The following is a 26,306-nucleotide window of genomic DNA, read 5'->3' as shown; positions in this document are numbered from 1 at the left end:
CGGGCGGGCATGCAGACCTCCAAGACGATCGTGGCGATCAACAAGGACGCCGAGGCCCCGATCTTCGACCTGGTCGACTACGGCGTGGTCGGCGACCTCTTCGACGTCGTCCCCCAGCTCACCGAAGAGGTCAACACCCGCAAGGGCTGAGCTCATCGACGTACGAGGCCCTCACCCCGCAGCCGCGGGGTGAGGGCCTCGGCGCGTCACAGGGTCAGACTCGCCTGCACCGGCAGATGGTCGCTCGGGAACTGCCCGCCCAGCGAGAAGGTGTTGATGGCCGCCGAGTGGACCCGCACCGCGGGCGTCGCCAGGATCCAGTCGATCCGGTCGCCGTCGGGCTTCAGCGGCTTGTAGCCGTGGAAGGTGGCGTACGCCTTGCTGCGCTCGGCCGCCGCGTCCCAGGTGTCGACGAGGCCGGCGCCCAGCAGCGTGTCGTAGACCGGGTTCTTGTGGGCCGCGACATTGAAGTCACCGGTGACCAGGAGCGGCAGGGACGGGTCGAGGGCCGCGATCCGTTCGGAAATCAAACTCGCGGCACGCGCGCGTGCGTACTGACTCGCGTTGTCCAGGTGGGTGTTGAGGACGTACAGCTCGCTGTCCGTGCGCAGGTCGTGGAAGCGGACCCAGGTGACCATGCGGATGGAGCCGCCGCCCCACGTGTTCGATCCGATGACGTCGGGGGTGTCGGAGAGCCAGTAGTGGTCGTACGCGATCGGCGCGAGTCTGCGGGTGTCGTAGAAGACGCTCATGAACTCGTCGCGGCTGCCGCCCGCCCGGCCGGTGCCGATCCAGTCGTAGTGCGGGCCCAGGTCCTCGGCGATGTCCCGCACCTGCTGGTAGAGGCCTTCTTGGGTGCCGATGACATGAGGACGCGCGCGGCGCAGCAGTTCCCGGGTCACCGGGCGCCGGTCGGCCCAGGTGTTGGGCGGCGTGGTGCTCGCGTAGCGGAGGTTGAACGACATGACCTCCAGTCGGCGCCCCGCGCGCTCAACCCCGTGCGCGGGGGAGGCGGACAGTGCGGTGGTGAACAAGGGCACCGCCACCGCGGCGAGCGCTGTCTGCAGGCCCAGGCGGCGCGAAACTCGGGTGTCGTTCGGCACGCGGTCTCCTTCAAGGGGTGAGGGTCAGGATGAGGTGCGGGCGGGCGAGTGCGGAAGCAGGATCTGAGACACGGGTGAACGGACGCGGTCCGGCAGACGAGAGGGTGTTGACCAGCGGGAAGGTCGCCGGATAACTTCGGCATGCGGATTGTTGATTCCGTGAAGCGGAAGTTCTGACAGTCCTGAGTGGTCCTGAGTGTGTGGTCCTGAGCGTGTGGAGGGTGCAGGAATGGGTCAGCAAGAGAAGGTGGCAACGAGTCTCGCGGGCGCGGTCAGCGAGGGCATCAGCGCTTCCCTCGCCCCGGTGGACGCGGAGCTGGAGCGCCGCTATCCCGGAGACCCGGGCACCCGCCAGCCGGTCCACACCGTGTACGTCCCCGGTGAGCTCTTCGGCGCCGACACCATTCGTACGTGGGGCGACCAGGCTCTGAAGTCCCTCGACGAGCACGCTCCGGACGCCGCCACCTTCGCGTCCGTCCTCGGTCTGGCCGACGACCTCGCCGCGCCGGTCTACGACCGCGTACGCGCCAAGCTGGAGCGCGAGCCCGTCGAGGACCTGCGCATCGACTTCGAGGACGGCTACAAGGGTGCGGACGAGGACCAGGACGCCGCCCGCGCGGCCCGCCTGATCTCCGAGGCCTACAAGAACGGCACAGCCGCCCCGTACATGGGCATCCGCATGAAGTGCTTCGAGGAGAACGTGCGCGACCGCGCCATCCGCACCCTCGACATCTTCCTGTCCGGCCTCATGGAGGCCGGCGGCCTGCCCGACGGCCTGGTCCTTACGCTGCCCAAGGTGACCTACCCCGAGCAGGTCACCGCGATGGTGCGCCTCCTGGAGGAGTTCGAGAAGGCGCGTGGCCTGGAGGCGGGCCGGATCGGCTTCGAGATCCAGATCGAGACCAGTCAGTCCATCCTGGCCGCCGACGGCACCGCCACCGTGGCCCGCATGATCGGCGCCGCCGAGGGCCGCGCCACCGGCCTGCACTACGGCACGTTCGACTACAGCGCCTGCCTCGGCGTCAGCGCCGCCTACCAGACCAGCGACCACCCGGCCGCCGACCACGCCAAGGCGATCATGCAGGTCGCCGCTGCGGGCACCGGCGTCCGCGTCTCGGACGGCTCCACCAACGTCCTGCCCATCGGCACCACCGAGAAGGTCCACGACGCCTGGCGCCTGCACTACGGCCTCACGCGCCGCGCCCTGGCCCGCGCCTACTACCAGGGCTGGGACATGCACCCCGGCCACATCCCCACCCGCTACGCCGCCGTGTTCGCCTTCTACCGCGAGGGCTTCGAGCAGGCCGCCGCGCGCCTGTCCGCCTACGCGGCCCACCGTGAGGGCGGCGACGTGGCGGACGAGCCGGCCTCGGCCAAGGCGCTCGCCGGCTACCTGCTGCGCGGCCTGGACTGCGGCGCCCTGGACGTCGGCGAGGTCACCCGGCTCACCGGCCTGACGCTGGCCCGCCTGCAGAGCTTCTCCGGCCCGCGCCGCGGGGACCTCACGCCGCACGGCAAGTAACTCCCGGCTCGCCCTGTCACCCCTGCCCCGTAGTCTGTGAGCCACGAAAAGTGGCGTCACAGGAGCGGGGCAGCGGTGCCTTCGGGCGTACTGCCAACCGCCAACCGCCAACTGTCAGCCCGCAGGCGGCAGTTCGCCCGATCCGCGCTTGATCAGCCGCGTCGGGAGCTCGATGCGCTCAGGGGCGTCGGAGGCGCCGTCCAGCTGACGGAACAGGCGCTCCGCGGCGGTACGGCCCAGCTGCGCCGCGTCCTGGGCGACGACGGTCACCCCCGGCTGCAGCAGGTCCGCAAGCTCGATGTCGTCGAAGCCGACGAGGGCCACGGGGTGGGAGTGCCCGGCGAGGACCCGCACGACCGTCACCGTCACACGGTTGTTGCCCGCGAAGATCGCCGTGACGGGGTCGGGGCCGCTCAGCATCGCCCGGGTGGCCGGTCCCACGCGGTCCGGCGAGGTGATGCCCAGGGACATCCACTCCTCCTGGACGGGGATGCCCGCGTCCTCCATGGCCGCGCGGTAGCCGCGCAGGCGCTCTATGGCGGTGTGGATGCGCGGCTGGTCGCCGATGAAGCCGATGCGGCGGTGGCCGTGGGCGATGAGGTGGGCGACGCCGTCGCGGGCGCCGCCGAAGCTGTCGGAGAGCACGACATCGGCGTCGATCTTCCCGGCGGGGCGGTCGACGAAGACGGTGGCGACCCCGGCGGCGATCTCCGGCTCCAGATAGCGGTGGTCGTCACCGGCGGGGATGACGACCAGGCCGTCGACCCGGCGCGCGCACAGCGCGAGCACCAACTCCTGCTCGCGGTCGGGGTCTTCGGCGCTCGAGCCGTTGATGAGCAGCGCGCCGTGGGCGCGGGCCACTTCCTCCACGGCGCGGCTGAGCGGGCCGTAGAAGGGGTCGGCGAGGTCTTCGAGGACCAGGCCGATGCTGGCCGTGCGGCCCTTGCGCAGCACCCGCGCGCTGTCGTTGCGGCGAAAGCCCAGGGCGTCGATGGCCTCCTGGACGCGGCGCTCGGTGTCGGGGGTGACACCCGCCTCGCCGTTCACGACGCGGGAGACCGTCTTGAGGCCGACTCCGGCGCGTGCGGCGACGTCTTTCATGGTCGGACGGTTGCCGTAGCGGGGTTCGGGTCGCTCGGGTCGGCTGGCGGTCTCGGCCACGGTGCGCTGTCCTGTCGTCGACGATGGTGAGCTGAAGTGGTGCGTAAGTGATGTGGCGTCGAGCATAGAACCTGGACAACGTTGTCAGATGCAAGAGAGACTGTCCATCGCATTCTCCGGCCTGCCCTTTCACCGGGGGAGCGGCCTGCCCTTTCACCAGGAGATCTGACACTGATGCACACGGACCTCGTCGCCGCACTCGACATCGGCGGCACCAAGATCGCCGGCGCCCTGGTGGACGGCCGCGGCCGGATCCTGCTGCGTGCCCAGCGGCCCACGCCCGCGCGCGAGGACGGCGACACCGTGATGCGGGCGGTCGAAGAGGTCGTCGGCGAGCTCACGCACTCCCCGCTGTGGGGCAGGGCGCGCGCGGTCGGCATCGGCAGCGCGGGCCCCGTGGACGCCTCCGCGGGCACGGTCAGCCCCGTCAACGTCCCCGGGTGGCGCGGCTACCCGCTGGTCGAGCGGGTGCGCGCGGCCACCGGCGGACTGCCGGTCGAGCTGGTCGGCGACGGCGTCGCGATGACGGCGGCCGAGCACTGGCAGGGCGCGGCCCGCGGCCACGACAACGCGCTGTGCATGGTGGTGTCCACCGGCGTCGGCGGCGGACTGATCCTCGGCGGCAAGCTGCACCCCGGCCCCACCGGCAACGCGGGTCACATCGGTCACATCAGCGTCGATCTGGACGGCGACCCCTGCCCGTGCGGCGCGCGCGGGTGCGTGGAGCGCATAGCGAGCGGGCCCAACATCGCACGGCGCGCCCTGGAGGGCGGCTGGCGGCCGGGCGCCGACGGCGACACGTCCGCCGCCGCGGTGGCCGTCGCCGCACGGGCCGGGGACCCGGTCGCCGTCGCCTCCTTCGAGCGGGCGGCCCAGGCGCTCGCCGCGGGCATCGCCGCCACGGCCACGCTCGTCGAGATCGACATCGCCGTGATCGGCGGCGGGGTGGCGAAGGCGGGCAACGTCCTCTTCGACCCGCTGCGCCGGTCCCTGCGGGACTACGCCACGCTCTCGTTCGTACGCCATCTGACCGTGGGCCCGGCCTTGATGGGGACGGACGCGGGTCTCGTGGGGGCCGCGGCGGCCGCGCTCAGCCAGGAGGACAGGGCCGTGGACCTGCACCCCGCTGTGGGCAGCTGACCGTCCCTGGGGGCTGCCGCCCGCCAGTTCGTCCGAGTGCGGGCCGGGCTGAAGTGCACCAGCCCGGCCCGCGGTTGACGATGTGCCGGATTCAGCAGCTGAGCACCGGCTCCGCCCAGTCCGCGTGGTCGGAGTCCCTGCCGTCACCGCCGTCCGTGACGACCAGGCGCACGATCTGGGCGCCGCGCACGTCCGCCGAAAGGCTCTTCGCCGCATCGGCGTTGGTGAGGACGCCGGTCGACGCGGCCTTCTTGCCGTCCGCCCAGATCTCGAAGGTGACCGTTCCCTTCGGGTCCTTCTCGTCGTCGACGCCCACCTTCGCGCTGACCTTCTCGCAGGAGGCGCCGGTGTAGTACTCGACGGAGCTCGCGGCGTGCACCCCGAGCCCCTTGGCGTGGACGACCCCGCCGATGGTGAGCGGATTGCCGTCGCCCGCCGCGCTCTCGCCGTTGCTGGTGTCCTTCTCGACAGGGCCCCAGCCATTGACCGCCGACATCCACGGCAGGTCACTGACCGCCGAGTTGCCCGCGGGCGGCGCCACGACGACATGGGCCGTCAGCGGCAGCACGCTCTGGGCGCGGGTGCCGCCGGGGGAGCGGTAGCTGGTCTTGAGCGTCAGGTCGTACGCTCCCGGGGCCGCGCCCTGCGGTGCGCTCACCGACCACGACGTACGCAGCGACGTGCCCGTACGCAAGGAGCTCGCGGTCGAGGGCGAGGTCGCCTTGATGCGCCAGCCGGAGGGGCCGGCGAAGGTGACGGACACCTTCCGCGCGGGGGTGCGGCCGAGATTGGTGACCTTCGACGTCAGCTTCTCCGGCTTGCCGGCCTCCACCAACGGCGCTCCGTCCAGGCCGAGTTCGACCGCCGAAGGGTTCTTGGCCCACTTGCCGTCCGCCGCGACGCGCAGCAGCACGGTGCCGTGCGCGGGGACGGTCGCCGCGATCGCGCCCGCCGTGTTGTAGCTCTTGTGCTGCCACAGGTCGCGCAGCGTGTACCCGTCGGCCTCCGGGAGCCCGACGGCCTTGGCCGACGTGGCGATCGACTGGGCGCTGCCCGTCTCGTTGAAGAGCGCGACCGTGCGGCTGCCGTCCTTCATCTCCTTGGCGACGACCCAGCGGCCGTCCTGGGAGGAGAGCACCTTGCCCTGCTTGCCCAGCGGGTCCTGGTCGACGGCGATGACTTCCTTGTTGCCGATGATCTCGAAGGTCTCGGGGGTGGCCTTGCGCAGGTCGGAGCCGATGAGCAGCGGGGCTGCCATGATCGACCACATCGAGAAGTGCGTGCGGTACTCGGTGCCGGTCATGCCGCCATTGCCCACCTCGAGCATGTCCGGGTCGTTCCAGCGGCCCGGACCCGCGTGCTCGGCGAGCGGCAGGTTCTGCTTCATGATCGACAGCATCGAGCTCCAGTTGTCGCTGATGTCGCCGGTGGTGCGCCACAGATGGCCGACGTCGGCGGCCCACTCCCAGGGCTTGTTCTCTCCCCACTCGCAGATGCTGTAGACGATGGGGCGCCCGGTGGCCTTCAGCGCGTCGCGCATGGCGATGTACCGCTTCTTGGCGTCGACGCCTTGGTTGTTGCAGTTGTCGTACTTGAGGTAGTCGACGCCCCAGTCGGCGAACTGCCGTGCGTCGCTGACCTCATGGCCGAGTGCTCCGGGGAATCCGATGTCGCTGCAGGTCTTGGTGCCGGCGCTGGTGTAGATGCCGAGCTTGAGTCCCTTGGCGTGCACGTAATCGGCAACCGCCTTGATTCCGTTGGGGAATCGCTTGGGGTCGGGCACCAGTTTGCCGTTGGCGTCCCGCTGGGGCAGTGCCCAGCAGTCGTCGAGATTGACGTACTGATAGCCGGCGTCCTTGAGGCCCTTCTCGACGAAGATGTCCGCGATTCCCTTGACCATCGCCTCGTCGAACTCGGCCCTGCAATGCGTGGAGTTCCAGTTGTTGAAGCCCATGGGCGGGGTGAGGGCGAGACCGTCGGGGAGCTTCGCGTCGGGAGCGCGTGTCCCGGCGGCCTGTGCCCCGGCGCCCTGTGACCTGGTGGTCTGCGACTCGGCGGTCTGCGGCTCGGTGGTGGAGGGCATGAAGGGCCTCTCGGCCGCACCGCCCGCGTCACGGGCCGCCGCCGGCGCCGCGAGCCCTGCGGCACACAGCAGTGCGGCGGCCAGCGACCCGACGACTCTTCGACGCGTTGTGAGGGGTGAGGTATGACGCATCGTTACATTCCTCCGTACTCGCAGAAGTTGGGGGACTGCGTACGTGTCAGAGGTGCGCGCTTACGGTAGGCCGTGTTCGACTCTGTTGGAAGAGGGTCGCAACGGTTCGAGGACCCGAACGCCAAAACCCTTGGCTGGTAAGGCACTTGGTAGTGGTATCGCAACCCTCGCGTTCGGTTGTGTTCGGTTGCACCCCGAGGAGGGGGGCATGGCGCAGTCATCGTTCATGGGTCCTGCCACGTCTCGAAGCATGGCAGGACATCGGATGTCCCTGCGGAATGTCCTGTGCGGTGCGGCCGCCGGAGCCGGAGCGGTCACTCTTCCGGCCCTGCTCACGGCCCGCGGCGACGGCCCGGGTGGCACAGCGAGTTCCAGCAGAACATCACGCGCTATCTGCAGGGCACGCCGGCTCGGTCCTGGTGGCGCTGCCCACGGTGCTGGTCTTCCTGCTCCTGCAGCGGCACTTCATCGCGGGGCTGAGGTTGGGGTCGAGCAAGGGGTGAGGGGGTGTGGCGACAGCGGATGCGGATGCGGATGCGGGTGTGGGTGCGGATGGGGATCTTGGTGATGCCGGGGCGTAACGGGGTGGCTAGCGAGGTGCCGCGAGTACGTCCCGGAGTACGTCCGCGAGCGTGACGCGGGCCAGCTCGTGCCGCAGGGTTTCCTCGATGCCGTCGTAGATGCCCTGCATCGCCGGCTGGATGCCGTAACCCACCACGCATCCCTGGTCCGGGGTGGTGCGGTGCATCGCGAACAGCGGGCCGGGTTCCACTGCCTCGTACACGTCGAGCAGGGTCATCGACTCCAGCTCGCGCGCCAGTGACCAGCCCGCGCCCACGCCCCGCCGGGACTCCCCTCGGCCTCTTCGCCTACGCGGCGGCCCGTCGCCCATCGGCTCTCACGATCGTCGTGGGCTGCTCTGCCTTGAGTGCCGGCATCGAGGCAGAGCAGTTCGTCATGAACGCCGGCCGGGTCGTCGATGTCGGCGACGTCATTTTCAACACCGTCGGCGGACTGGTGGGCTGCCTGCTGGCCGCCGGGGCTTGGCTGGTGACAGGGCGCGGTACTGAAGGAGCCCGCCACGGCCCGCCAAGGAGCCCGTATGACCGACCAACATCCCCGCCGCTTCATGATGGTGCGCGACATCGATGAGACCGGCGTTTCCGGCGTCGGCGTCATCGTCGAAGGCATCGAGTTCACCGATGGCACCGTCGCCCTGCGATGGCTGACCGAGACGACCTCGACCGCCATCTACGCATCCATGGACGATGTCGAAACCATCCACGGCCACGGCGGCAGGACACGGATCGTCTGGATCGACGAATAGGGCAATGACTCAGCGGGCGCCACTGTGCCGCCGTACTGACCGTGCACTTCTTTGAAGACACGACCCGGTCGCAGCCACTGAGCCCTGGGGCGTCGACGACGGCATCCACCGCCGGCTCATCCGGCCCCAGGTCACCGCGCTCATGGCCGTCCATCAGGAACGGCGCACCGTGCGGATCTACGACATCCAGCGACGACGACGCTGACGCCGACACCGCGAAACCCCCGCCAGGGCGGGCGGTCTGCCGCTTCCCCGGACCACAGCTCAGGCCGAGGCATGACCACCGATCGTCACCTCGATGTCGTCTCCCGACTGGGCGAACTCCCGGATCAGCCAAGTGCGGCCGCCGATCGGCGTGCCCGCGCCGGTGGTGTAGGCCGAGACGGTGAGCACGGGGCCCATCGAGTCGGCGCGCAGCTGCGCCTCGGTGACCACGTCATCGGAAAGCCGCAGTTCCACGTCGATCGGCCACGGCTCTGCCGCAAAGGCCGTGGGGTCGGAGAGCCCCAGCAGGCGGCAGTGAGCGCCGGGGAAGAGGTGTGTGTGACCGCATACGGCCAGGAAGGTGTTCGCTTCGGTCGGTCCGGTGGAGGACTGGGGCATGACGAAGCTCCGAAATCGGTGGGGGGCAGGCCGCCCTTGGAGTGTGCGGCCTTCGACGGGCGGGCGGCGGCATCCCACGGCCTCGACGCCCCACTGCCACCCGGTCGGAGCCGCACGAGATCGGTGAAGCGACGTAGGGCGACGGATTCAGTACCGCCTTTCCGCCCCTTTCTGCCACTCAGCCGCTTTCTGCCACTCAGCCCGGAACACGCCCCTAGTGGCGGCCGGGTGGGTCGGAGGTGCACTGCGGGTCAAGAGGGGTGTTGTTCGTGCGGAAGGCGGCCCCGTCCTTCAACTGCGCCCGTAAGTCCTCGAGTTCCCGCTGCATCGCTTGCAGCCGCTGATACGTCTCGAAGAGATAACGAATCTTGGTGCGCAGGGTCAACGGGTCGATGGGCTTGAGAACAACGTCGGCCACCCCGAGCAGGTACGCCGCGGCTGACACCTCGCGGCTCACGCTGTAGCCGGTCAGCAGGACGATGGGGATCGACCGCGTCTGATCCAGGCGGTGCATGTAGCGCACGACGTCCAGGCCGCCGACGCCCGGCATGCGCAGATCCAGCAGTACGAGACCGACATTGCCCCGCAGGAGCTCCCGCAGGGCGTCGTCACCGTTGGTCGCGCGCCCCAGTTCGTAGCCGAGGGGGGCCAGCGCGCTTTCCAGCGCGAACAGCGTGTCCTCGTGGTCATCGACGACGAGGATCTTGGAGTGCGTTGGCATCGCCTCGGGCCCCTCTCACTGACGTAACCAGGCTATGCCTAGGACGAGTTGAAGAATCCTTCCTCGCGTGGGAGTTGATGCTTCAACGGCCACGAGGAGAACACCGGCCACAACAGTCAGCCCCCTCCCGCCGGAAGGCAAGAGGGGGGAGTTCCCGTTTCAACTTGTGTCAGTGGCGCCGCTCTGGGAAGACGTGCGGGCGTAGAGCCGGTGGCATCGAACCGCATGGGTTGATCTCCGCTGATGCCACCGGTCCCGGACTCCCATGGAGGCGTGTTCGATCCCGCATTGCCGCCCCATGGTCGAGGCGGGTCGGCCGCGGCCGAGGGAGCTCGCCGCGGCCGCTCCTGCCGTCAGCTTGCTCCTGATCAGGGTGGATGGCCTCCGCATTCCTCACGCCGTATTCCGTACGACGCATTCCTCACGCAGGCAGGCGAGTTCGGGCCATCGGGTGTGGTGTCGAGTTCGGGTCATCGGGTGCGGAGCAGGGCTGGACGCCCGGGCCCGAGCCCGGGAGTGACCTGTATGCGTCGCGGCTATCCCTGCGCCGCCTTCGCGTACTCCTGTGCCATGCCACCCGCGAAGTCGTACACCACGACCGGTTCCTCACCCACCACCCAGGCATCGTGTCCGGGCGAGCACACGAAGACATCGCCCGGCCCGACTTCGACCTCGCCTCCGTCGTCCATGCGGATGTGCATCCGCCCCTGGACGACATAGCCGTTGTGATGGATCTGGCAGCTCTCGGTCCCCGCGAGCGGGGCCACGGACTCGGACCAGCGCCAGCCGGGCTCGAAGTTGCCCACGGCGAAGTCCAGTCCGGTGAGATGTACGGCTTCCAGGTGGCCGCGGGGGAAATCGCGGCGCTCATCCGGCTTTTCGACCGCCTTGACCTCGATCATGACGACTTCCTCCGTTCGGGCCGTGCAACGTTCCGGAGTCAGTTGTCGCCGCCGCGTGACCCACGGCCGACGTCATCGCCAGCCGACCCCTTCATTCCATCGTCTGCCTGTCAACCGGGGGACGCCACCTGGGGGACTGCCGGGTCACCGAGGGGGTCGGGTCTCCTACTTGCTGTGTTGATCGAGGCGCCGATTCGGACGTCGATTCAGGCACGGACACGGACGTTGGTTCAGGCGCAGACGCGCCTGACCTGCCAGAACGGCAGGAGTGACATCCCCCGGATATCCGGCGCGCTACCATCCGAATGCCAACCGGGAATCACCACCCGTGATTCCACCCGTGATTCCACAGCCTGGGAGGGCGGCATGAGCAGCCAGCCGTGGACCACCGAGGAGCTCGTCGACCTCGACGAGACCATCGACGCCGCCCGCGAATCCGGCAACGACGAGCTCGCCGCCTACTGGCTGAGCGTCCGTGACGGCGGCACGCCCACCGCTGACTGGGAAGACCTCCGCGTCGGCCTCTACGCCAAACACGGCATCGACGTCAGCGACCACGCGGCATAATCAGGCGCCATGGCGCCCCAGCACAGCAGGCCCGGAGCCCGCATCGTCCTCGGCCCCACCGCCGTCGCACAGGCCGGCCGCTTCACGCCGGCCGAAGAGATCTCCGTGGACCGCGCCCTGGCCGCCATCGCCGCCGACCCCACCATCGGCTTCGTCCGCACCCGCACCGAAAACGGCGGGATCATGTGGGAGTACCGGGCATCCGGCACCAGCGTCCGCATCATCTACACGATGACCATCCGACGCACCATCGTCACCGTGGCGTACTTCGAAGCCTGAGCCAGGACCGCGCCCCACCCGGGACGTGCGGAGCGAGGACACGCGTCGCGTACAAGTGGGCTACTGCTCGCCGGGCGGGTCATCCGTGCGGGCCGCGGCCAGCTCGATCTCGCGGATCCGGCGCAACCACCGCGCCAACACATACAGGGCGCCGCCGAGGATGGCGCACGGCTCCCAGATCTCCGTGACGAGAGCCGGTAGACCGCCGTCCCCGACGATGTACACCGACTGAGCGCCGACCACCAGGGCAATCGCCGTGTTCGTGCGGCGCTCCACCCGCAACAGCCACTCCACCGGAACCCACAAGGGGCCGCACAGATCACTCAGGCGCATGCGGATCGCGGCGCCGAGGAAACCGAACGACAGCCGAAGCTGAGCCCAGCTCGACAGGGTCTGCCCGGACTCAGGATCTCCGGCGAGTACGGCTGCCCAGTCCGCGCGAAGATGCGGACGCCGACGCCCCGCGAGCGCTGCGGCCAACGACATCGCCCTTCGTGGAACCCGCAGATCGGCCAGTTGGTCCGACTTCGCTTTGATGCCGATGGTGAGGAGGAGGACCCCTACGACCGCCAGCGTGCCGAACTGCCATTGCACGATCTGCTCGAATCCCACCACAAAGACCGCGGCGATCAGTGCCACCAAAGGCATGGCTACGTGCCACCTCCTGCGAAGCCAGGACGGCGACCGTACCGGGCGGCCCGTTCAGCAAGTGCGGACGAGGCCCACGTGCGTCCGGCACCCGTGAGCTCGTAGAACCGCCGGGCGGGACGGCCGGGGTGCGGATCCGACTCCACGGAACCTGCGACCAACCCCTGCCTCTCCAGCCGGTCGAGGATCGGGTACACGGTTCCAGAGCCGAGCTCGGCCTCCTGACAGATCTTCAGCCCCCAGGCCGGGTCGTTGGAGGTGGACGCCAACAACACCTTGATCACCTCAAGTGTCGGGCGTGTAAGGCGAATTGAGGTCATGTCAGGAGTACAGCACTCGGCGGAGCGTATGTCGAGAACGAAGTACGCTCCCTGGTGACGGGACCGACGGGCCCTCGGGGCCACTCGGGGGCCTCCAGGGCGTGAGCGCCTCTCCTGTGAATCCGTCGAGCTGAACCTCAACCCCAGCTCTGAACAAGCGGGTTCACCGCATGCCGACGGCTGCAGACGGACATCATGCCCGGCATGGATGAGTCCCAGCAGAAGCTCAGGCCTTGGCAGTGGGCGGCCATCGGTGGCGGGGCACTCGGTTTCATCGCGGCCGTCATCTGGGTGCCGTGGCTCATCGAAGGCGGCCACATCAAAGACGATGAGGGCAACCTCTACTCGTCCGCGGGCATCATCATCACCGGGCTCCGCACAGCGTTCATCGCAGTGGCCGCCGGAGCCATCGCCGGGGTCGGCCTCTGGTACACGCACCAGAGCCATAAACAGACCGAACGGCTCTTCCAGCACACGCGAGCAAAGGATCGTGAGCAAGCGGAGCTCACCCGTGAAGGCCAAGTCACCGACCGGTACGTGGAAGCGATCAAGCTGCTGGCTTCTGACAACATCACCCAACGGCTCGGCGGCATCTACAGCCTCGGGCGCATCATGCGTGACAGCGAGAAGGACCACTGGACTGTGGCCGAAGTCCTGGCCGCGTTCGTGCGGACCCAGTCCCCCAGAACGACTGCCGAGGGCGGCGAGGGGCAATCAGTGCACCGAGCCGATATTCACGCCGCGATCACGGTGATCGGCAGAAACCCCAGGAACGGGCTGAGCGTCCTGCTGTACAAGACGATCGACCTTTCCAACACCGACCTCAGGGGGTACCAGCTCTACAGCCTGGACCTGGATTCGATCATCTTCGATGGTGCTGACCTGTCGGACTGCCAACTCGCAGGCACATCCCTCAACCGCAGCAGCTTCCGGAACGCCAGACTTCGAGACGCCAATCTCGGGGGATGCTCTCTGAACCGCGCGAGCTTCAACAAAGCCGACCTCACGCGAGCAGACCTCTCATGGGCTCGCATGGTGAGAGCCACGGTGACCGATGCGGTCCTGGACGACGCCATGCTCTTCCACCTCCAGGCTGACGCTGCCTACGGGTGGGCCCGCAATCAGGTCGACGCCGGCAGACACGACGCAACCACCCGGTTTCCCGACGACATCGCGGCCTGGCTCGAAGCCAGGGCGGAAGAGGCCCGGAACGCTGGAGAAGTGCGGGAGCGCCAATAGACGGTTCGAGGAGCGGCCGTTCGCTCGCCGCGGTCCGAGGCCGGACAGGGCCGCGGCCCGCGGCGGGCGGCAGGATTCAGGCGGTGGATGCTGCCGTGTCCCCGGTGCGTCGGGGAGTGGGACGTGGCGGCTGCAGGCGGTCGTACAGGGCCGCGAAGGCGGTGCAGGTGATGGGCAGGGTCAGGGCCGCGGTGATCAGGATGCCGACGATGACGGGGGCGAGGATGCCTGCGTAGTAGGCGGCGAAGAAGTTGCCCGTGGCGTCTTCGAGAAGGCCTCGTATGAGGGGGCGCAGGGGCAGGGCGAGTTGCACCACCAGCCGGAGCACCCCGGCGCTGAGCGCGGCCAGCAGCAGTGTGAGGGCGAGGACGCGGACCACTCCTGCGCGCCTCCATGCCAGAGACCAGGAACGGCGCAGGGCCGCGCGGGGGCCGAGGCCGGCTGCCGCGGCGGCCGGGGCGAGGGCGAGCCCCAGGCGCAGCAGTACGGCGGCGAACAGGGCCACCGCCGGGGAGGTCTCGACGAGTGTGTGGGGCCACGTTCCGCGTTTCAGCACCTCGTCCTCGGTGTCGAGATGGAGGCCGGTGAGACGGTCCGCCACGACCGCGACGAGCACCGGCAGAGGCCAGACGATCAGGCCGCGCAGCGCGTACACGGTGAGCACCGGGCGCAGCCGCGCGCGGATCGCGCCCTGAGGCCGATCGTCCGTCGCGGAGGGGGCCTGGGCCTCCGCCGCGACGACGGCTCGGGAGCACACGCTCTGCAGGGCCGCGCTGCCCATGCCGAACAGGAGCAGGAAGAGCGGGAGCGTCCAGAGGGCGACCAGTGTCAGGTCGGTGTGGTCGTGCAGGTAGGGGTCCTCGAGCTGGTGGTACCGGACGACTTCGTTTCGCATGTGGGTGAAGAGGGGCCAGGCGAGAGCGAATATCGCGGCCGTCATCAGCAGCCCGGCCAGTCCGGACAGACCGACGACACGCACCGTCGCACTCGCCAGCGTGCCCCGATGCCGCCGCAGGGCGACGAACGCCGTGGCGGTGACACCGCGTTGTGGGCTCACGCCTGTCGGTGGCGCGGTGCGGTCGTGCGGTGTCGTGCGCTTCATGGGGTGAGCCTTCTGTCTGTTCCTGTGCTGTTCCTTGTCCGTTCCTGGTGGGGACGCTGGGTGGGAGGCGTGAGGTTCTCTGCATGGGCCCCGACCTTTGGCGGGGCTGCTGGAATCGGCACCCACCGGCGCGTGCGTACGCCAAGTCCTTCCGAGCGGGAAGCGCAGGCCCTGCGGCTCAGTTCACTGGGGCGTGACCTTGTGGACGGTGGTGTCGTCGGGGTTCAGGCGGCGGCCGTCCGCGGACAGTACTTCCAGTTCGCGCAGACCCTGTCCCTCTCGGCGGTCGACCAACTGTGAGTGCGGTTCGCCGGGGGCGAAGAAGTTCTGTTCGCCCCACTGCCGCAGGGCCACGATGACGGGGAAGAGTGCCTTGCCCTTCGGGGTCAGTACGTACTCGCGGTAGGCGCTGCCGTCCGAGGCGGGGACGGATTCGAGGACGCCGCCGGCGACCAGGCTGCGCAGGCGCGCGGTGAGGATGTTCTTCGCCACGCCGAGGCTGCGCTGGAACTCCCCGAAGCGTCGGCTTCCGTCGAAGGCGTCCCGCACGATCAGCAGGGACCACCAGTCGCCGATCGCGTCCACCGACCGGGCGACGGGGCATTCGCTGTCGTCGAAGCGGGTCCTGGTCACCATGGTGTCTCCCCGTTCCTCATTCCCGTACTGGTTGCAACATGCTACCAGGAGGGGTTATCTTCGCCTTCCTTTCTTAGTGGCAAGTTGAAACCAAGTGAGTGGAGGAGCGCTGATGGCCGGCGACTGTGCGGCTGTGACACGACCGACCGAGGCCCCGGGCGGGGGAGGCTCCGCGGCCGTCCTGTCCCGTGGCGTCGTCATGTTGTTCGCCGTTGCCTGTGGGGCAGCGGTGGCCAACGTCTATTTCTCCCAGCCGCTCCTGGTGACCATGGGGCACGACCTGGCGATGAGCCCGGCGCTCGTCGGCAGCGTGGTCACCCTCACGCATGTCGGCTATGGCCTCGGCCTCTTCCTGCTCGTGCCGCTGGGCGACGTGGTCGACCGCCGGCGGCTCATCGTGGCCCAGTTGCTGCTCCTGGTGGCGGCGCTGGCCGTGGTCGCACTCGCCCATAGCGCGGCGATCCTGCTCGCGGGCATGGCCGCGGTCGGTCTGCTCGCGGTCGTCACGCAGACGCTGGTGGCCTTCGCGGCATCGCTGGCACCTGCCGACGGGCGCGGGCGGGTCGTCGGCCTGGTCACCAGCGGCGTGGTCATCGGCATCCTGCTCGCCCGCACCGCATCCGGCCTGGTCGCCGACCTCGCGGGCTGGCGGGCCGTCTACGTCGCCTCGGCATCGCTCACCGCTCTGCTCGCCCTGGTCCTCTACCGCGTACTGCCGCGCCCCAATGACCGCGGCGATCACGGTGACGCCCCGCCGACCACCCTGCGCTACGGACAACTCCTGCGCTCCACGGTCACCCTGTTCGCACGGGAGCGACTGCTGCGGCTCCGGGCCCTGTTCGGCCTGCTGATCTTCGCCGCCTTCAGCACCCTGTGGAGCAGCGTCGCGCTGCCGCTCAGCGAGGCCCCGTACTTCCTGTCCCACAGTGCGATCGGGGCGCTGGGCCTCATCGGTGTCGTCGGCGCCCTGGCCGCGACCGTCGCGGGCCGACTGAACGACCGCGGGCTCTCCCGGCGGACCACCGGCATCGCCCTCGCGCTGCTTGCCGCCTCGTGGCTGCCCTTGGCCTTCACCCGCAGCTCGCTCTGGGCCCTGGCCGTCGGGGTGATCCTTCTCGACCTCGCCGTGCAGGCCGTCCATGTCACCAACCAGACGCTGATCTACGCCCTGCACCCGGAGGCAGGCAGCCGGTTGATCGGCGGATACATGGTCTTCTACTCGATCGGCAGTGCCACCGGCGCCATCGCCGCCACCTCCCTCTACGCAGTGGCCGGTTGGGGCGCCGTCTGTGCTCTGGGAGCCGCGTTCAGCTGTCTCGGGCTCGTGTTGTGGACGTGCACTCGACACAGCATCCCGGACCCCGCAGGCACAGTGCCCCGGACCCCGCAGGCGAGGTGACCGCGCGGCCCTGACGCCCGGCCAGCAGGCAATTCACTCCATTGGGTGGGACATCGCCCTGGCCGGCGTACCGCCGAAATGCCATGGGCATTTTCCGCAGCGGCGTGGGGTTCCGCGCCGTCGGCAGAAGCAAGGGAGGCCCTTCATGCAGCAGGAAGAAGTCTACGAACCACCCGCCATGGTGGAAGTCGGTGACTTCGCCGAACTGACCCGCGGCGAGGCCCTGGGCGCGCAGTACGAGGGCGGTTTCCCGCCCTACGAGTGGTACCTCGGCCCCAACTGACCCCTTGGCGCCTCGGCGGCTGACTCCTTGGCACCGCGGCCCAACTGATCCCGAACTCGACAGCACATGAACAGCACATGATGGGTGATACGTGCCATGAGCGGTGACGTGTGGTTCACGATCCTCCCGGACGGTGAATCCGGCGTGGCCGCGGCGCGGCTCCTGCGTCCCTGGGCCACCGCGTCCGTCGCGCACCACTCCGGTCGGCCCTGGCTGCTGGGCAGTTGGCCGGACGGTCTGGTGACGGTGGGCGTGGCAGGGGCGCGGCGCGTCGCGGTGATCGGGCGCTGCCCGGTCACCGCCGATGCGCTGTCCGCGCGGGCGGGACGGCTGCGGGACCTGGGGGACGTGGAGCGGATCGCCCAGGGCCTGACCGGGAGTTTCCACCTCCTCGCCTCCGTCGACGGTTCGGTCCGGGCCAGAGGGAGCGCGTCCGGGGTGCGGCGGCTCTTTCACACGCGTCTTGGCGGAGTGTCCGTGGCCGCCGACCGGTCGGACCGGCTCGCCGCCGTGACCGGAGCGGGCCCCGACGAACGGGTCCTGGCCGCCCACTTGCTCGGCTCGCCGCTTCCGTACCCGCTGGACGACCACTGCGTGTGGCAGGGCGTGCGAGCCCTGCCGTCCTTCGACTGCCTGCTGCTCGACGCGGACGGGCGGGCCCGCACCCGGCGGTGGTGGACCCCGCCGGAGCCGCAGCGCGCGTGGCAGGAGGGAGTACCCGCGGTGCGGGCGGCGTTGACCGCGGCGGTGGGCGCCTGCACGGCCGGCGGGGGCACCGTGAGCGCGGACATGTCCGGCGGCATGGACTCCACCAGCCTGTGCTTCCTGGCCGCCCGGGAGCAGGAGCGGAGCCGGCCGCCCGGAGCGAAGCTGGTGACGCTGCGCTGGCAGAGCCTGGACCCGCAGAACGACGACGCGGCCTGGGCCGAGCGCGCCGCCACCCACCTTCCCGACAGCGAGCACGTCACGCCCGCCCGCGACCAATGGCCGCATTGGTACAGCGACTTGACGGCACTCACCGACGACGCCGTACCCACCGACGAGCCGGGACCGTGGGTGCGCGACGGCGCCAGGATCGCCTCGCTCTGCCGCCTGATGACCGACCGGGGGTCCCGCCTGCACCTGATGGGCGGCGGCGCGGACGAGCTGTTCAGTACATTTCCGCCCCACCTGCACGACTACGTACGACGTCATCCGCTGGCGGCGTACGCCCGCATCCGAACCCAACGCGCCTCCCAGCACTGGCCGCTGGGGCCACTGCTGCGGCAGCTCGCGGACGGCAGGACGTACGGCCAGTGGCTGTCCGCGTGGGCGCGGGGCCTCACCGCCGCCGAGCCGGCCTCGGCCGCCCTGGTCCGCCGGGCCCCCTCGACGGCGTGGGGGATGGACCTGCGCATGCCGCCGTGGGCGACGCGGGACGCGGCCCTGGCCGTGCAGAGCCTGCTCCGCGAAGCCGCCGAGAGCGCCGAGCCGCTCGCGGCCCGGCGGGGACAGCACACGGCACTCGCGTGTGTACGGACCGGTGGGCGCGGCCTGCGGCAGCTGGACCAGGTGACCTCGCGCAGCGGCCTCGGGCAGGCCGCGCCCTACCTCGACGATCAGGTGATCGAGGCGGCCCTGGCCATCCGCGTGGAGGAGCGCAGCACGCCAGGCCGGTACAAGCCGGTGCTCGCCGAGGCGGTGCGCGGCATCGTGCCCGACGACCTCCTGCGGCGGAGCACCAAGGGCGAGTACAGCACGGACTTCCACGTCGGGCTGCGCCACAACCGCGCGTCCCTGGTCGAGCAGTTCGACGGCTCGATGCTGGCCCGGGCCGGACTGATCGACGACGAGACGGTCCGCGCGTCCCTGCTCGGCGTGCACCCGACGCCGGAGGGGCTGCGCTCCCTCAGCTCCAGCCTGGGCAGCGAGATCTGGCTCCGCGCCCGCCCCGGGCGCACCCGCCCCGCCGAACACCGCGATGGACCAAGGAGCACCGTGATCAACCAAGAAGCACTGTGATCGACCAAGGAACATCGTGATCAACGAAGGAGCATCGTGAGTCTGACCCTGCGACCCGACGTCTGCGCGACGGACACAGCGGACGGCATGGTGCTCCTGGACGAAGTCACCGGTCGGTACTTCCAGCTCAACCGCACCGCGGCACTCGTCCTGCGCGGTCTCCTCGACGGAGCCGAACCACCGGACGCGGCCCGCGCGTTGTGCGCCGCCTACCCCCGGCTCACCGCCGAGCGCGCCGACGCCGACGCGGCCTCGATCACGCGCGCGCTGATCGGGGCCCGGCTGGTGGTGCCCGTATGAGCCAGCCGATGGTGCCCGCCGCCCGCGGCCGCCTGCCCCTGCGCAGCCGTCCCGCCGCCCTCCTCGCCACGGCCGCCGCCCGGCTGATCGTCGCGTGCAAGCCGCGGCGCATCCGCCGCGTCCTTTCGGTGATCCGGCACGGGGCCGCCCCCGCCACCGCCCGGCAGGCGCTCGCCGCCCGCGAGGCGGTCGTCGCGGTCAGCGCGCGGTGCGCCGGGGAGGGCTGCCTCCAGCGCTCCGTGGCCACCGCCCTGCTGTGCCGGATGAGCGGTGCCTGGCCGGACTGGTGCACAGGGGTGCGCACGGAGCCGTTCCGCGCGCATGCCTGGGTGGAGGTGGACGGCGTCCCGGTGGGCGAACCGCACCAGCCTGGGGAGTACCGCCGCATGCTGGTGGTGGCGGCCGCGCTGCCGGGGAAGCGGCCTTGAGGCCCGGCGGGCACCCGGCTGCAAGCGACCCCCTCGGCCGTCCGCGAAGGCGCCGACCACAACGGTCCTGGGCGAGGGGTCAGAGCCGGGCGATACGGCGAGCGTGCGGGGTGGGATGGGGAGGGGGATGGCGTCACCCGGCCCATGGCGGTGCGGAGACCTGAGCGGGCGGCGGTGAAGAGCCCGAATTAGCCCGCAAGGTGGAACCGGAGACCGTCCGCATGATCCGCTCCGTGACACGGGCCGTCATGTCCCGCACCGGCGAGTGGGATTGAGATCGTCGGGGCGTGGCCACCGATCATCTCCAGCAGACGGAGCACTCCGCATGAAAGCCCCGAAGTACGCGCGTGACATTCCCGGCCTGTGCTGGGACGAGAGCCCCGGTGATGTCCTTCACTGCACCCTTGAACAGAACCACACCGGCGATCACTTCCACGCCTACACCCGAACCCGGTGGCCCAACCGGGCGCGCGCCGCCCGGGCCGCGACGGAGCCACGGAGCGGGCGTACAAGGAACTGAGGTGCCACGGCGCCCGTGGACAGGAGCGTCGCGGCGGCGAGGCTGCCCCAGAGCGCGGTCGGGCCGTGGGGTGCGAGAGCGGTGATGACCGTGGGGGAGACGGCCAGGCCGAAGCCCGTGGAGAGTTCGAAGCGGGCGAGCGTACGCCCCAGGACAGGGGCCGGGGCGAGGGCGGTGACAAGTGCGGTGGCGCTGCCGGCGTAGATGATCTCGCCGATCGTGCAGACGACGGACACCGCGGCGACGGCCGGGGCGCCCCAGCCGTGTCCCAGGGAGGTGGCCGCGAGGAAGCCGAGATAGGACACGGCGAGCACCACGCCGGCCAGCGCCAGCACGGTCTGCCGGGAGAAGCGGGACAGCAGGACGGTGACCGGCACCTGCAAGGTGACCACCAGCACCGTGTTGGCCACGAAGATGGCCGCCGACCACACCGGGGACGCGTGCAACTGGGTCACCAGGACCAGCGGGAGCGCGATTTCGGGGACGTTGAGGCAGAAGACGTAGACCACGTTGGCGGCGAGCAGCGCGCGCATCCGGGGTGCGGGCCCGCCGTCCCCCTCCTTGGCCGGGGCGGTCGGAGCCGCCACCCCGGCCGCGGCAGCCGCGGCGGCGGTCGGGTCCGCCCGCAGGCGCACCGACCACGCCAGCGCCGCCGCCGTGAGATAGGCGCCCCCGGTGACCGCTGCCAGCGCCTGCAGTGCGGTGGTGCCGCCCGCCAGGCAAGCGGTGGCCAGGAGCGCGCCCACCCCCATGCCTGCGTTGCGCAGGGCGCGGCCTGCCGCGAGCGCGGTGTCGCGTTCCCGGCCGTGGGCGAGCGTGGCCACGAGCGCCGCGTGGGCGGCCGGCCATGCCTGGTTGCCGATGCCGAGGAACAGCGCCGCCGCCGCGAACAGCCCGACGTGTCCCGCAGGAGTGGCGAGCAGCAGCGCCACGCCGAGGAACCGCACCAGCATCGACGCCGCCACCACCGTGCTGCGCGCGCCCCGGTCGAGCCATCGGCCCACCGCGGGCATGCACACCAGACCCACGACGATGCCGACCGTCATGGCGACGCCGGTGGCCGGCGCGGAAAGCCGCAGCACCGTCACGCCGTAGAGCAGCAGGAACGGGCGCAGCAGGCCGGTGCCGAGGGCGTCCACGGCTATGGCGACGGCATAGCGCGGGCCTCCGGAGGCGTGGAGGAGGGCGCGGGGCTCGATCTTGGTGGTGGTGGGCATGGCGCCCACGGTGGGGTCGGCCGCCGGATCGGCCACGTCGGTTGACGAACCCCGTCAATCGGCGTCGGCGCCGGTCATCCGGTCGGTGATGATGCGGGGATGACGTTGAGGATCGACATCAGCGGTCTGCCGTCCGAGCGCCTGCGGTTCGCCGCGTCCCCGCTGGCCGAGCTGACCGCGATGCTGCACGTGCTGGCCGAACCCGGGCATCACCCGCGGTACGCCGACTGGGCGGGTGACGTCTGGTCCGGACTGCGGCCCGAGCTGGCCGAGCGGTTGCGGGAGGCGGAGTTCCTCTGGCGTTCCTCACAGGCCGACTTCCTGATCCCCGCCCGGCCCCGGCCCACTCTTGCCGAGGAGTTGGACGACGTGGACCGGATCGGCGACGAGGCGTATGTGACCGCCGCGCTGGTCACCACGTGCGGCAGCAACCGGGCCCGTTTCGCCGCGTCCTCGCCGCTGACCGACGCGACCGCCCGCGAGCGTGCGCTGGACCTGGCCCAGGCCCGTGGCCCGCGGCAGGAGGCCTTCGCGGAACGGCTGCTCGCGGACCCGGCCGCCGTACGGGCGCGGGTGCGTCACACCCTCGAACAGTGCGCCGAGGCCTTCTTCGACGCCGCGTGGGCCGATGTCGCCGAGCGGTTGGCCACCGATCTGCGCCTGAAGAACGACTTGTTGCAGCGTCAGGGCATCGGATCGGCACTGGCATCGGTCTCCGACGCCGTCACCCTGGCACCGGACGGCGACTGCGTCATCGTGGACAAGCTGCAGGACAAGTCGACCGCCGCCCGCGGCATCGGGGTCACCTTCATCCCCAGCGTCTTCGGCCGCCCGCACCTGGTGGCGGTCCATTCGCCGGGGTGGCAGCCGGTGGTGCAGTACCCCGTGGCCGAGCCGGGTCCCTCGGAGCCGGTGTCGCTGGAGACGGTCACCCTGCGCCTCGAGGCACTCGCGCATCCGGTACGGCTGCGGCTGCTGCGCACCCTGGCCCGCGGTGCGCACACCACGGGCGAGCTGGCGCACGCCTGGGAACTCTCGGCCCCGGAGGTCTCCCGCCACCTCGCCGTCCTGCGCGGCGCGGGTCTGCTCACGGCCCGGCGGGAGGGCCGCTACGTCCGCTACACCCTCAAGCTGCCCGATCTGACGGCGCTGGGCGCCGATCTGCTGGCGGCCGTACTGCGCTGAGTGCCGCAGGGCCGCACCCGGTTCACACGGGGTGTGAACGGAATGCATATATGCATCGTGCGCGCCTACTGCCGGTAACAGCGTCGGCAGGGCAAGCTGGGAGGAGCTGCCCGGACCCCGCAGCGCTCCCGCGCCACCCCGGCCGGGAGTTCGCCACCCCTGTCGTGGGCTCACCCCTGTCGCGGGCTCATTCCTGCTCCAGCGCCTTCTCCAGGGTGGGAACGGGCGACAGCATGGGAGTGAGGCCCGTCAGGCGCAGGATGCGCAGCGTCAGGCGGTGGGTGCAGATCACGGAGAGACGGGCGCCTCTCGCCGCCGTACGACGGTGTGCGCGGACCAGCAGGGCGACGCCGGAGCAGTCGAAGAACGTGGTCCGCGTCAGGTCGATGACCACGGTGCTGGCGGTCCCACCGGTGATCGGGTCCAGCAGCGGGCCCATCCGCTGGTAGGCCAACAGGTCGATCTCACCGTGCAGTTCGATGACGACAGCGCCGTTGTGGCCGTACACGCGCGGCTGCTGGTCGGAGTCCTCGAAGGCGAATTCGTTCAGTGCACGGAGTTGCACGTGTCCCCCCAGTGTCGACGACGGCCGGGTCCTCGCGGCAGCGGGGTGCGTCGAAAGAGCCGGATTCAGGAGGTCACCAGGGGCTGGGGCGCCTGGCGGATCACGCTAGCGGGGGAGGGCCCGGCCTGTGGTGAGGGAACGATTCATGCAGCGCGACTGCCACCCGATGGGGTGAAGCGAGCGTGAATCCCTTGACATGTTGGGGCGCCTTTCGGCCTGGGGGAGGGCCGCCTCATCAGGGCCTGGTTTCCGTGGCAGGGTGTTGCGGGCAAGCCACAGGGGGCCAACAGAAGAGGGGGAACCGTGATCGTCTGGATCAACGGCGCGTTCGGTGCGGGCAAGACCAGCGCCGCACGGGAACTGATCGAGCTGATCCCGAACAGCACACTCTTCGACCCCGAGGTCATCGGCGGCGGACTGCCCGACCTGCTGCCGCCCAAGTGCCTCGCCGAGGTGAGCGACTTCCAGGATCTGTCGATCTGGCGGCGGCTCGTCGTGGACACGGCGGCGGCGCTGCTCGCCGAGGTCGGTGGCGTCCTCGTGGTGCCCATGACCCTGCTGCGGCAGGACTACCGCGACGAGATCTTCGGCGGGCTCGCCTCGCGCAGAATCGCCGTACGCCATGTCGTCCTGGCCCCGGATGAAACGATCCTGCGCCAACGCATCACCGCTCGTCCCGTCCCGGAACTGCCGGACGGCGAGCTGCGCGTGCGGCAGTGGTCGTTCGACCACATCGAGCCCTACCGCGCCGCGCTGGCGGGCTGGCTCGGCGCCGACGCCCTGCGCATCGACTCCGGCGCGCTCACGCCCTGCGAGACCGCCGAGCGCATCGCCGACGCCGTACGCAGCGGGGCCGCGTCCGTCTGCGACATCGTGCAGACCCCGGAGCCCACCGCGGAGACGCTCGCGGCCGGCGTGCTGCTCTTCGACGAGCGGGACCGGGTGCTGCTGGTCGACCCGACGTACAAGGCCGGTTGGGAGTTCCCCGGCGGCGTCGTCGAACCGGGCGAGGCGCCCGCGCGCGCGGGCATGCGCGAGGTGGCCGAGGAGACCGGCATCCAACTCGCCCACGCCCCGCGGCTCCTGGTCGTCGACTGGGAACCGCCCACACCGCCGGGCTACGGAGGGATGCGCTTCCTCTTCGACGGCGGCAGCCTCGACAGCGGTGAGGCCCGGCAGATGCTCCTGCCGGGCCCCGAACTCCGCGACTGCCGCTTCGTCACCGAGGACGAGGCGGCCCGGCTGCTGCCCGCCGTGCGCTACGAACGGCTGCGCTGGGCCCTGCGCGCACGCGAGCGCGGGGTCCCCCTGTACCTGGAGGCGGGAGTCCCCGTCGGCCCTCCTCAGTGACCGTCGGCCGCCTCTGAACGGCGGGTCGGTCCACGCCGTACCCGTCGACGGCGGCCCGCGGCACGGACGACGCCTCGCCGGTGGGCAGAGCTGTGGGCAGAGGAACTCCCCCTGCCCACAGCCCCGCGGAAGAAGCCTCGGGGGCTCAGCTCGCCGCGTACTTCTGCAGGAACAGCGCCTCCGCCACCGACAGCCGCTCCAGCTCCTGCGGCGACACGCTCTCGTCGACCGCGTGGATCTGCGCCTCGGGCTCGCTCAGGCCGATCAGCAGGATCTCCGCCTGCGGGTAGAGCGAGGCCAGGGTGTTGCACAGCGGGATCGAGCCGCCCTGCCCCGCGTACTGCATCTCCTCGCCGGGGTAGGCCTCGCCCATCGCCTCAGCCATCGCCGCGTACGCCGGGCTGGTGGTGTCCGCGCGGAACGCCTGGCCCTGCCCGATCTGCTCGGTGGACACCTGAGCGCCCCACGGCGTGTGCGCCTCCACGTGCGCCTGCAGCAGCTTGGTGGCCTCGGCCGCGTCCACGCCCGGCGGCACCCGCAGGCTGATCAGCGCCCGCGCGGCCGCCTGCACGGACGGCGTCGCGCCGACCACGGGCGGGCAGTCGATGCCGATGACCGTGACCGCGGGACGCACCCAGATGCGGTCGGCGACCGTGCCCGTGCCGACCAGACGCACACCGTCGAGCACCTTGGCGTCCTTGCGGAAGGCGGCCTCTTCGTACTGAAGCCCGTCCCACACCTCGTCGCCCGTGAGCCCGTCGACCGTCGTCGAGCCGTCCTCCGCGCGCAGCGAGTCGAGCACCCGCACCAGCGCCGCGAGCGCGTCGGGGGCGGCGCCGCCGAACTGGCCCGAGTGCAGATTGCCCTCAAGGGTGTCGATGCGGACGCGTACGAGGGTCATGCCGCGCAGGGTCGTGGTGACCGTCGGCAGGCCGACGCGGAAGTTGCCCGCGTCGCCGATGACGATGGTGTCGGCCACCAGCAGGTCGGGGTGCGCCTCGGCGTACCGCTCCAGGCCACCCGTGCCCTGCTCCTCGGAGCCCTCGGCGATCACCTTGACGGTCACCGGGACACCGCCGTTGGCCTTCAGGGCGCGCAGCGCGAGCAGGTGCATCAGGACGCCGCCCTTGCAGTCGGCGCTGCCGCGTCCGTACCAGCGTCCTTCGCGCTCCGTCAGCTCGAACGGCGGGGTGGTCCACGCCGCCTCGTCGAGCGGCGGCTGCACGTCGTAGTGGGCGTACAGCAGAACCGTGGGAGCGCCCTCGGGGCCCGGCAGTATTCCGTACACCGACTGGGTGCCGTCCGGGGTGTCGAGCAGCGCCACGCCCTGGAACCCCTCGGCGCGCAGCGCGTCGGCCACCCAGTTGGCGGCGGCCTCGCTCTCGCTCCGGGGGAACTGATCGAAGTCCGCCACCGACTTGAAGGCCACCAGTTCGGTGAGCTCCGCCTTCGCCTTCGGCATGAGTGAGGCGACGGTCTCGGCGATCGGATTCGGCGACATGGGCACGCTCCTCGTAGGTGCGACGTTGTACGTATGTGGGTGTTGTGATCCTCCCACAGGCGGGTGCCGGGA

Annotated in this window: 27 protein-coding genes and 3 pseudogenes; 16 read left to right on the top strand and 14 right to left on the bottom strand. The window is 70.6% G+C overall.

Going from position 1 to position 26,306, the window contains the following annotated elements:
* Nucleotides 1-150 (top strand): annotated as a pseudogene (locus ACIGXX_RS34610) (electron transfer flavoprotein subunit alpha/FixB family protein); the annotation flags it as partial.
* A 56-nt stretch (nt 151-206) separates the two neighbouring features.
* Here the strand turns inward: ACIGXX_RS34610 and ACIGXX_RS34605 are convergent.
* Nucleotides 207-1,103 (bottom strand): endonuclease/exonuclease/phosphatase family protein, encoded by an 897-nt coding sequence (locus ACIGXX_RS34605; RefSeq protein WP_399981696.1) that lies wholly within the window; start codon nt 1,101-1,103, stop codon nt 207-209.
* Between the two features lie 229 nt (nt 1,104-1,332).
* Between ACIGXX_RS34605 and ACIGXX_RS34600 the strand changes: the two genes are divergently transcribed.
* Complete coding sequence (locus ACIGXX_RS34600) at nt 1,333-2,625, top strand: DUF6986 family protein (protein ID WP_366463038.1); 1,293 nt, start codon at nt 1,333-1,335, stop codon at nt 2,623-2,625.
* Nucleotides 2,626-2,739: 114 nt separating this feature from the next.
* On the opposite strand, the gene ACIGXX_RS34595 is transcribed toward ACIGXX_RS34600, so the two are convergent.
* On the bottom strand, nt 2,740-3,726 hold the full coding sequence (locus tag ACIGXX_RS34595) for a LacI family DNA-binding transcriptional regulator (protein WP_351157899.1): 987 nt from the start codon (nt 3,724-3,726) through the stop codon (nt 2,740-2,742).
* Nucleotides 3,727-3,960: 234 nt separating this feature from the next.
* Here ACIGXX_RS34595 and ACIGXX_RS34590 point away from each other — a divergent pair, with 234 nt between their 5' ends.
* On the top strand, nt 3,961-4,926 hold the full coding sequence (locus ACIGXX_RS34590; RefSeq protein WP_351157897.1) for an ROK family protein: 966 nt from the start codon (nt 3,961-3,963) through the stop codon (nt 4,924-4,926).
* Between the two features lie 91 nt (nt 4,927-5,017).
* Here the strand turns inward: ACIGXX_RS34590 and ACIGXX_RS34585 are convergent, their stop codons facing one another.
* Complete coding sequence (locus ACIGXX_RS34585; RefSeq protein ID WP_399981690.1) at nt 5,018-7,141, bottom strand: NPCBM/NEW2 domain-containing protein; 2,124 nt, start codon at nt 7,139-7,141, stop codon at nt 5,018-5,020.
* Between the two features lie 404 nt (nt 7,142-7,545).
* Between ACIGXX_RS34585 and ACIGXX_RS34580 the strand changes: the two are divergent.
* Nucleotides 7,546-7,644: pseudogene (locus tag ACIGXX_RS34580) on the top strand (carbohydrate ABC transporter permease); the annotation flags it as partial.
* Nucleotides 7,645-7,730: 86 nt separating this feature from the next.
* On the opposite strand, the pseudogene ACIGXX_RS34575 reads toward ACIGXX_RS34580, so the two are convergent.
* A pseudogene (locus ACIGXX_RS34575) lies at nt 7,731-8,012 on the bottom strand (Rrf2 family transcriptional regulator); the annotation flags it as partial.
* Between ACIGXX_RS34575 and ACIGXX_RS34570 the strand changes: the two are divergent.
* Nucleotides 7,961-8,293 carry a VanZ family protein gene (locus ACIGXX_RS34570; protein ID WP_399981687.1) on the top strand — a complete coding sequence of 111 codons (333 nt, stop codon included), beginning with the start codon at nt 7,961-7,963 and terminating at the stop codon, nt 8,291-8,293. The pseudogene ACIGXX_RS34575 and the gene ACIGXX_RS34570 sit on opposite strands and share 52 nt — an antisense overlap.
* A complete protein-coding gene (locus tag ACIGXX_RS34565; protein WP_351157891.1) occupies nt 8,244-8,468 on the top strand; it encodes a hypothetical protein in 225 nt (74 codons plus the stop codon). Before ACIGXX_RS34570 ends, ACIGXX_RS34565 begins: the two co-directional genes overlap by 50 nt.
* A gap of 264 nt (nt 8,469-8,732) precedes the next feature.
* Here ACIGXX_RS34565 and ACIGXX_RS34560 read toward each other — a convergent pair whose 3' ends face one another.
* From ACIGXX_RS34560 to ACIGXX_RS34550, 3 genes are all read right to left on the bottom strand, one after another.
* Complete coding sequence (locus tag ACIGXX_RS34560; protein ID WP_399981683.1) at nt 8,733-9,071, bottom strand: hypothetical protein; 339 nt, start codon at nt 9,069-9,071, stop codon at nt 8,733-8,735.
* Nucleotides 9,072-9,285: 214 nt separating this feature from the next.
* Nucleotides 9,286-9,792, bottom strand: a complete 507-nt coding sequence (locus ACIGXX_RS34555) for a response regulator (protein WP_351157886.1) — start codon at nt 9,790-9,792, stop codon at nt 9,286-9,288.
* A gap of 536 nt (nt 9,793-10,328) precedes the next feature.
* Nucleotides 10,329-10,694: a cupin domain-containing protein gene (locus ACIGXX_RS34550; protein WP_351157884.1), complete on the bottom strand. Its 366-nt coding sequence runs from the start codon at nt 10,692-10,694 to the stop codon at nt 10,329-10,331.
* Nucleotides 10,695-11,060: 366 nt separating this feature from the next.
* Between ACIGXX_RS34550 and ACIGXX_RS34545 the strand changes: the two genes are divergently transcribed.
* Complete coding sequence (locus ACIGXX_RS34545; RefSeq protein ID WP_361471216.1) at nt 11,061-11,261, top strand: hypothetical protein; 201 nt, start codon at nt 11,061-11,063, stop codon at nt 11,259-11,261.
* A 9-nt stretch (nt 11,262-11,270) separates the two neighbouring features.
* On the top strand, nt 11,271-11,540 hold the full coding sequence (locus ACIGXX_RS34540) for a hypothetical protein (RefSeq protein ID WP_351157880.1): 270 nt from the start codon (nt 11,271-11,273) through the stop codon (nt 11,538-11,540).
* Nucleotides 11,541-11,600: 60 nt separating this feature from the next.
* Here ACIGXX_RS34540 and ACIGXX_RS34535 read toward each other — a convergent pair whose 3' ends face one another.
* Both ACIGXX_RS34535 and ACIGXX_RS34530 read right to left on the bottom strand, forming a co-directional pair.
* On the bottom strand, nt 11,601-12,188 hold the full coding sequence (locus tag ACIGXX_RS34535; RefSeq protein ID WP_399981677.1) for a hypothetical protein: 588 nt from the start codon (nt 12,186-12,188) through the stop codon (nt 11,601-11,603).
* 2 nt (nt 12,189-12,190) lie between these two features.
* Entirely contained in the window at nt 12,191-12,508 is a 318-nt protein-coding gene (locus tag ACIGXX_RS34530; RefSeq protein ID WP_351157877.1) for a helix-turn-helix transcriptional regulator, read from the bottom strand.
* 204 nt (nt 12,509-12,712) lie between these two features.
* Between ACIGXX_RS34530 and ACIGXX_RS34525 the strand changes: the two genes are divergently transcribed.
* On the top strand, nt 12,713-13,747 hold the full coding sequence (locus ACIGXX_RS34525; RefSeq protein ID WP_361471213.1) for a pentapeptide repeat-containing protein: 1,035 nt from the start codon (nt 12,713-12,715) through the stop codon (nt 13,745-13,747).
* Nucleotides 13,748-13,823: 76 nt separating this feature from the next.
* Here the strand turns inward: ACIGXX_RS34525 and ACIGXX_RS34520 are convergent, their stop codons facing one another.
* On the bottom strand, nt 13,824-14,849 hold the full coding sequence (locus tag ACIGXX_RS34520) for a hypothetical protein (protein WP_351157873.1): 1,026 nt from the start codon (nt 14,847-14,849) through the stop codon (nt 13,824-13,826).
* Nucleotides 14,850-15,032: 183 nt separating this feature from the next.
* Nucleotides 15,033-15,485: a helix-turn-helix domain-containing protein gene (locus ACIGXX_RS34515; protein ID WP_351157871.1), complete on the bottom strand. Its 453-nt coding sequence runs from the start codon at nt 15,483-15,485 to the stop codon at nt 15,033-15,035.
* A 112-nt stretch (nt 15,486-15,597) separates the two neighbouring features.
* Here ACIGXX_RS34515 and ACIGXX_RS34510 point away from each other — a divergent pair, with 112 nt between their 5' ends.
* The 5 genes from ACIGXX_RS34510 to ACIGXX_RS34490 all read left to right on the top strand — a co-directional run bounded on the left by ACIGXX_RS34510 (nt 15,598) and on the right by ACIGXX_RS34490 (nt 19,896).
* Nucleotides 15,598-16,884 (top strand): MFS transporter, encoded by a 1,287-nt coding sequence (locus ACIGXX_RS34510; RefSeq protein WP_399981671.1) that lies wholly within the window; start codon nt 15,598-15,600, stop codon nt 16,882-16,884.
* Between the two features lie 145 nt (nt 16,885-17,029).
* Nucleotides 17,030-17,167, top strand: coding sequence for a lasso RiPP family leader peptide-containing protein (locus ACIGXX_RS34505; protein WP_351157869.1), 138 nt, complete (start codon nt 17,030-17,032; stop codon nt 17,165-17,167).
* A gap of 96 nt (nt 17,168-17,263) precedes the next feature.
* The gene (locus ACIGXX_RS34500) at nt 17,264-19,168 is read left to right on the top strand and encodes an asparagine synthase-related protein (protein WP_399981667.1); all 1,905 of its coding nucleotides are present in this window, start codon (nt 17,264-17,266) and stop codon (nt 19,166-19,168) included.
* Nucleotides 19,169-19,204: 36 nt separating this feature from the next.
* Nucleotides 19,205-19,468 (top strand): lasso peptide biosynthesis PqqD family chaperone, encoded by a 264-nt coding sequence (locus ACIGXX_RS34495; protein ID WP_351157864.1) that lies wholly within the window; start codon nt 19,205-19,207, stop codon nt 19,466-19,468.
* Nucleotides 19,465-19,896 (top strand): lasso peptide biosynthesis B2 protein, encoded by a 432-nt coding sequence (locus tag ACIGXX_RS34490; protein WP_366463032.1) that lies wholly within the window; start codon nt 19,465-19,467, stop codon nt 19,894-19,896. Before ACIGXX_RS34495 ends, ACIGXX_RS34490 begins: the two co-directional genes overlap by 4 nt.
* Before the next feature lie 438 nt (nt 19,897-20,334).
* Here ACIGXX_RS34490 and ACIGXX_RS34485 read toward each other — a convergent pair whose 3' ends face one another.
* Nucleotides 20,335-21,633 (bottom strand): MFS transporter, encoded by a 1,299-nt coding sequence (locus ACIGXX_RS34485; RefSeq protein WP_399981662.1) that lies wholly within the window; start codon nt 21,631-21,633, stop codon nt 20,335-20,337.
* Between the two features lie 99 nt (nt 21,634-21,732).
* Here ACIGXX_RS34485 and ACIGXX_RS34480 point away from each other — a divergent pair, with 99 nt between their 5' ends.
* The gene (locus ACIGXX_RS34480) at nt 21,733-22,818 is read left to right on the top strand and encodes a DUF5937 family protein (protein WP_351157856.1); all 1,086 of its coding nucleotides are present in this window, start codon (nt 21,733-21,735) and stop codon (nt 22,816-22,818) included.
* Nucleotides 22,819-23,005: 187 nt separating this feature from the next.
* Here the strand turns inward: ACIGXX_RS34480 and ACIGXX_RS34475 are convergent, their stop codons facing one another.
* The gene (locus ACIGXX_RS34475; RefSeq protein WP_383826241.1) at nt 23,006-23,383 is read right to left on the bottom strand and encodes an STAS domain-containing protein; all 378 of its coding nucleotides are present in this window, start codon (nt 23,381-23,383) and stop codon (nt 23,006-23,008) included.
* A gap of 303 nt (nt 23,384-23,686) precedes the next feature.
* Between ACIGXX_RS34475 and ACIGXX_RS34470 the strand changes: the two genes are divergently transcribed.
* A complete protein-coding gene (locus ACIGXX_RS34470; protein WP_351157852.1) occupies nt 23,687-24,733 on the top strand; it encodes an NUDIX domain-containing protein in 1,047 nt (348 codons plus the stop codon).
* Between the two features lie 145 nt (nt 24,734-24,878).
* Here the strand turns inward: ACIGXX_RS34470 and ACIGXX_RS34465 are convergent, their stop codons facing one another.
* Nucleotides 24,879-26,234 carry a dipeptidase gene (locus ACIGXX_RS34465; protein ID WP_399981656.1) on the bottom strand — a complete coding sequence of 452 codons (1,356 nt, stop codon included), beginning with the start codon at nt 26,232-26,234 and terminating at the stop codon, nt 24,879-24,881.
* Nucleotides 26,235-26,306: the final 72 nt, after the last annotated feature.

It is taken from the genome of Streptomyces sp. NPDC055243, assembly GCF_044544025.1.
Classification (GTDB): domain Bacteria; phylum Actinomycetota; class Actinomycetes; order Streptomycetales; family Streptomycetaceae; genus Streptomyces.
The sequence above is the reverse complement of the archived record's forward strand: the minus strand, read 5'-3'. Positions and strand labels throughout refer to the sequence as shown.